We start from the raw sequence: 5,269 nt of genomic DNA, 5'->3' as shown, positions 1-5,269 counted from the left end.
AGAGATGGGAATGTTCTTCTGATCGCTCATTACCACGGCGGTTCCCAGCCCTTTAATGATCTTCACAATGTGATGGATATTAATAAGGAAAGATTTATGTACCCGGTAAAACCCTTTATCAGACAACATTTCCTCGTATTCCTTCAGCGACTTGGAGATCAGGTGGGATACGTTATTGATCAGCTGAATTTTGGTATAGCTGTCGAATGCCTCACAATAAATAATGTCTTTCAGATCAATTACGTTATACCCGTCGTTCACCGGTATAACGATCTTTGAGAAGGCATTATCATTATTTTTTACATAGTCTTTCAGAATGGACGCCAGCTCATTCAACCGTCCTTTCTTACTCTTTTTCACTTTCTCCAGCGCATCTTCCACCTCGCTCACGTTGATTGGTTTCAACAGGTAGTCGAGTGCGGCAAACTTAATTGCCTGCAACGCATATTCCTGGAAAGCGGTGATAAAAATAACCTCAAAGTTCAGCACCGGAAACATTTCCAATAGCTGAAATCCATTGTGTGGCGGCATCTCAATATCAAGAAACAGAACATCAATGGGGTTATTCTTTATCATTTCTGCCGCCTCATTGATATTTTGCGCTTCACCGACAACTGTCACATCTTTGCAGTAGTTCTCCAGTATATTGCGTAAAATATGAATGTTGCGGACTTCATCGTCTACAATGGCAGCTTTTATATTACTCATAACATCTTAACAATGGGAATCAGTATTTCAACTAAGGTACCTTCCTTATTGCCGAAACCAGATTTAAATTTATCAATAATTTCTAACTTTCCAACACTTCCATTAAAAGATTTTATAATCTGCAACCGCTCCTTAATCACGCTAAGTGCGGTGGACTCATGTTTAATGAGCCTGGAACTTTTAATGCTGTTCGACTTATCCCACCCTATTCCGTCATCATCTACCGAGCAGTACAGCAGGTCATCCACCATTTCAAGGCGGATTTCCAGGTAACCGCTTATATTCTTTGGCGCCAGGCCATGTTTAATGGCGTTTTCTACTATCGGCTGAATGATCATGGGCGGGATGTAGATGGTGTATTCCTTCAAAGCATCTTCCATGATAAAATGATAGGTAAACGAATGAGCAAACCGGATCTTCTCCAACTCAAGGTAGCGGGTGAGGAAGGCGATTTCTTCTTCCAGCGATATATACGATTTCCTGGAGTTATTGAGCATCTGCCTCATGAGCGTAGCAAAGTCTGCCAGGAAATTCAGGGCCTGCTTCTCTTCTTTTTCCAATATCAGGTGCTGCACCGAGTTCAGTGAGTTAAAAATAAAATGCGGGTTCATCTGGTTGGTAAGCGCTTTGGCTTCCAGTTCCGCGATACGCCGGTTATATTCCGTTTTACGCTTCTCCGCCTGCTTGATCCGCCGGATGATATACCGTAAACCAACCAATACCAGTAGCAAGCCGGCCAGCAGCAATATGCCTCTCGCCCACCATTGCTGGTACCACCTTGGCAGGATATTTACATTTATACTTGCCGGTTTGGACCAGTCGCTTTTGTACTTTTTAGCCCTTATCATCAGGGTGTAACTGCCTGGTTGCAGGTCGGGGAACGGGATGATGTTCGACATGGTGGTGACCCATCCGCTGGTAGTATCTCCCGAAAAATTATACTGGTATTCCACCAGCTCCGGCAGGTCAAAAACAATGGTACCAAATTCCGCTTCAAACGAGGCTTTGCGTTGATAGAGATGTACAAAATTATTGGAAGCCAGGAAGGTGCTGTCCCCATACCGGAGGTTATTCAGGTAAATCACCGGTGGTACAGTGTCCACCGGGATGTGGTCTGCATTAAAATAACACAACCCGTTGGAAGTGGCAATGTATAATATATCCTTATCAGCGTACACACCACGGATATCATCGGAGGGCAGGCCATCGCTGGAAGTGATATTACGTGTAATCGTCTGCGTTTTTATATCGATTACCGATACACCGCGGTTAGTAGCCACATACAGCCGGCCAACGCCATCGTAATAGAGTTGCTGGCAGATATCGCTGGCGAGATCGTTGGCTGTTGACAGGTGTTTTATCACCTTATCGTTCTGTATTACATAAATGCCCTGGTCGCTGGTGCCTATCCACAGGGAGCCATCCATCCATTTCAGGTCCTTGATACTCACTTTCTGCAGGGTATCCAATGCGGCGGGTTGCAGTTGCCGTTTACGGTCGGTACAAAGGAACAGGCCACTGTTGGTACCCACATAATAGGTGGAGTCGTTGATACTGGCAAGAGAGGTAACCAGCATATCAAGATCGTTAATGGAATAGTCATCGGGTACCACCACCTGGTTCTTTGCAGCGATCCTTATTTTGCCGCCGGGCGACACATCTACATCTTTCAGCATTTTTACTGAAGTAATGAGAGATGATTTGCGGGACAGGCTGTTGAATTTGTACAAACCGTTGTCCGTTCCAATCAGCACATTATCATTGCTGTAGGGAGTAATGGAAAGTACGCTGTTGCGGCCGGAAGTGGTATCCACGGTATATTGCCGGATGCTTTTATTGACGTCTATAGTATTGAGCACACCGGCATTCTGCCCGATGAGCAACAGGCTGTTCTTTTTATCTTTACTGATACTAAAGATAGAGTGCGAGTATAGCCCGTTGGTATTATCGAGATAACTGAAATAAAAATTCTTGTAGGGGATATTATATACACCGTCGCCAAAAGTGGTGATCCAGATATTGCCGTCCCTGTCTTTCAGCAGCGAGGTAATAAAGTGATTATCCAGCAACCGGATCACCTTTCTTTCGCCTTTAAAATAGCCTTTAAGGAAGTAAAGTGCGCGCTGGGTACCTATCCACAGGTTATCGTTATCAATACACATGTGGCTGATATCATCTTTAATACCCCATTCCTCCCCATTGAAAAAACGTATAGCATCCTTGCCGGTGTAGGAGTACAGGGTATTCCGGATAATTACAATAGCGTATTCATTGATACGGGCGCGGAAGTTGGTATCTTCTAACGGGTACGGAGATGTGGGATATATCTGTTGCTGCGGGTTATTGGGATCGGTCAGGCTTTCGAGATGAAAAGATTCCTGCAGCGGGTGAAAGATACTGTCGTTCCGCATCAGGAAATACAGGTCTGCCCCGGAGGCGCCCAGTTTATCGTAGATCGTTTTTTTACCATTGTATTGAACAATGCGGTTGTTGGTATTGAGGAACCAGATGTAACCACCTTTGCCTTCAAAGGCATATTGCATGTAGTGGCTACGGCTGTTGAAGATAAGGGAAGAGTCGTTTTCTTCGCTGTGGATCACGGATTTCTTATAAAAGGAAGGTTTTCCGTTGAGGGTAAAAAACCATACCCTCCCTTTGGAATCGGCAGCAAGCTTTACTACTTCATTATCTGTGAGACCGTCTTTTTTGGCGTAGTTACGGAACCGTTTACCATCGAATTTACTGACGCCGGTAGGAGTTGCAAACCATATGAATCCGTCTTTATCCTGCACAGCAGCATAAACAGTAGCGTTGGCCAGTCCGTCCTTCACATTGTAGTTACGGATCATCAGGCCCTGGGCCAGGGATGTTGTAACAGTGCAAAAGAAGACCACCCCCCATAACATTATGAAACGGTTCAAGGGCATCAGATCATTTTAACGGTTTATTTGTGGAAATATTACCTGTTAAGTATTACAGATGACAGGTCTTTCATCTAATTTCCGTAAAAATCCGGCACCTGTAATACTTAATATGGTACTTCTTTCCTAGTACGCTCTTGCAAACAGCACCCTTTCTTTAGAAGGCTTACCTGTTAGTATGCACGTACCCGCTTCCTGCGGATTATTGAGCGGGATGCAGCGGATCGTTGCTTTTGTGCGTTCCTTGATCTGTTCTTCCGTTTCGGCGGTACCGTCCCAGTGGGCAGATACAAAACCGCCTTTTTCGTCCAGCACTTTCTCAAATTCTTCAAAGGTATCTGCGCGGGTAATATGGCTATCGCGGTAAGCTTTTGCCTTATTGAAAAGATTGAGTTGTATTTCTTCCAGTAATGCGGCGATACGGGCGGGTAAACCATCGAGCGACAAGCTCATTTTCTCCCTGGTATCGCGGCGGGTTACTTCCGCCACATTGTTTTCCAGGTCTCTCGCGCCAATGGCTATACGAACGGGAACGCCTTTCATTTCGTACTCCGCAAATTTCCAGCCAGGACGGTTGTTATCTGAATCATCGTATTTCACGCTGATCCCGGCGCTTCTCAGTTCCTTTACGATAACGTTTACCTTTTCATCCAGCCCGGCTTTCTGGTCGGGTCCTTTATAGATAGGTACAATTACTACCTGGATAGGTGCAATTTTTGGCGGCATTACCAGTCCTTCATCATCGCTGTGCACCATAATGAGCGCACCGATAAGGCGGGTAGATACGCCCCAGGAGGTAGCCCAAACATGTTCCAGTTTATTTTCTTTATTGGAAAATTGTACATCAAATGCTTTGGCAAAGTTTTGTCCCAGGAAGTGGGAAGTACCTGCCTGCAGGGCTTTACCGTCCTGCATCATGGCTTCCACGCAATAGGTTTCCACGGCGCCGGCAAACCTTTCACTGGGCGATTTTAGTCCGCGTACTACAGGCACAGCCATATAATTTTCTGCGAAATCAGCGTAAATGTTGAGCATCTGTTCTGTTTCGTTTATCGCTTCCTGTGCGGTAGCATGTGCGGTATGGCCTTCCTGCCACAGAAATTCTGTAGTACGCAGGAACAGGCGGGTACGCATTTCCCAGCGCACTACGTTTGCCCACTGGTTGATCAGGAGGGGTAAGTCGCGGTACGACTGGATCCAGTCTTTATATGTATTCCAGATAATCGTTTCAGAAGTAGGGCGAACAATGAGTTCTTCTGCCAGTTTGGCTTCCGGGTCTACAATAACGCCACCGCCTTCGGGGTCGTTTTTGAGGCGGTAGTGGGTTACTACGGCGCATTCTTTCGCAAAGCCTTCCACATGGGCGGCTTCCTTACTTAAAAAGCTTTTAGGGATGAACAGCGGGAAATAAGCGTTCTGGTGACCGGTTTCCTTAAATTTGCGGTCCAGCACATCGCGCATGGCTTCCCACAAAGCAAATCCATATGGTTTTATCACCATACATCCTTTCACAGCAGAATAGTCTGCCAGTCCGCCTTTCAATACCAGGTCGTTATACCATTTGGAATAGTCTTCCGAGCGGGCCGTAATCTCTTTACTCATAAAAATTATACCTTATTTATATATCTTTTGTTTTAAGC

At 45.5% G+C, this 5,269-nt stretch carries 3 protein-coding genes; all 3 read right to left on the bottom strand.

All coding sequences use genetic code 11. The annotated features are described in order from the left end of the window. The coding region (locus tag VN105_RS14890; RefSeq protein WP_325642233.1) for a LytTR family DNA-binding domain-containing protein at positions 1 to 708 on the bottom strand (708 nt) is incomplete at its 3' end. Further along, a complete protein-coding gene (locus VN105_RS14885) occupies positions 705 to 3,629 on the bottom strand; it encodes a sensor histidine kinase (RefSeq protein WP_325642231.1) in 2,925 nt (974 codons plus the stop codon). The genes VN105_RS14890 and VN105_RS14885, both read right to left, overlap by 4 nt. A gap of 126 nt (positions 3,630 to 3,755) precedes the next feature. Further along, a complete protein-coding gene (gene proS / locus VN105_RS14880; protein WP_325642229.1) occupies positions 3,756 to 5,231 on the bottom strand; it encodes a proline--tRNA ligase in 1,476 nt (491 codons plus the stop codon). Positions 5,232 to 5,269 lie beyond the last annotated feature (38 nt).

The sequence above is a fragment of the Chitinophaga sp. genome (genome assembly GCF_035564935.1).
Lineage (GTDB): Bacteria > Bacteroidota > Bacteroidia > Chitinophagales > Chitinophagaceae > Chitinophaga.
The sequence above is the reverse complement of the archived record's forward strand: the minus strand, read 5'-3'. Positions and strand labels throughout refer to the sequence as shown.

Excerpts from the sequence above, each read along its gene's own strand:
- proS (WP_325642229.1), bottom strand. The coding sequence starts at position 5,231 with ATGAGTAAAGAGATTACGGCCCGCTCGGAAGACTATTCCAAATGGTAT.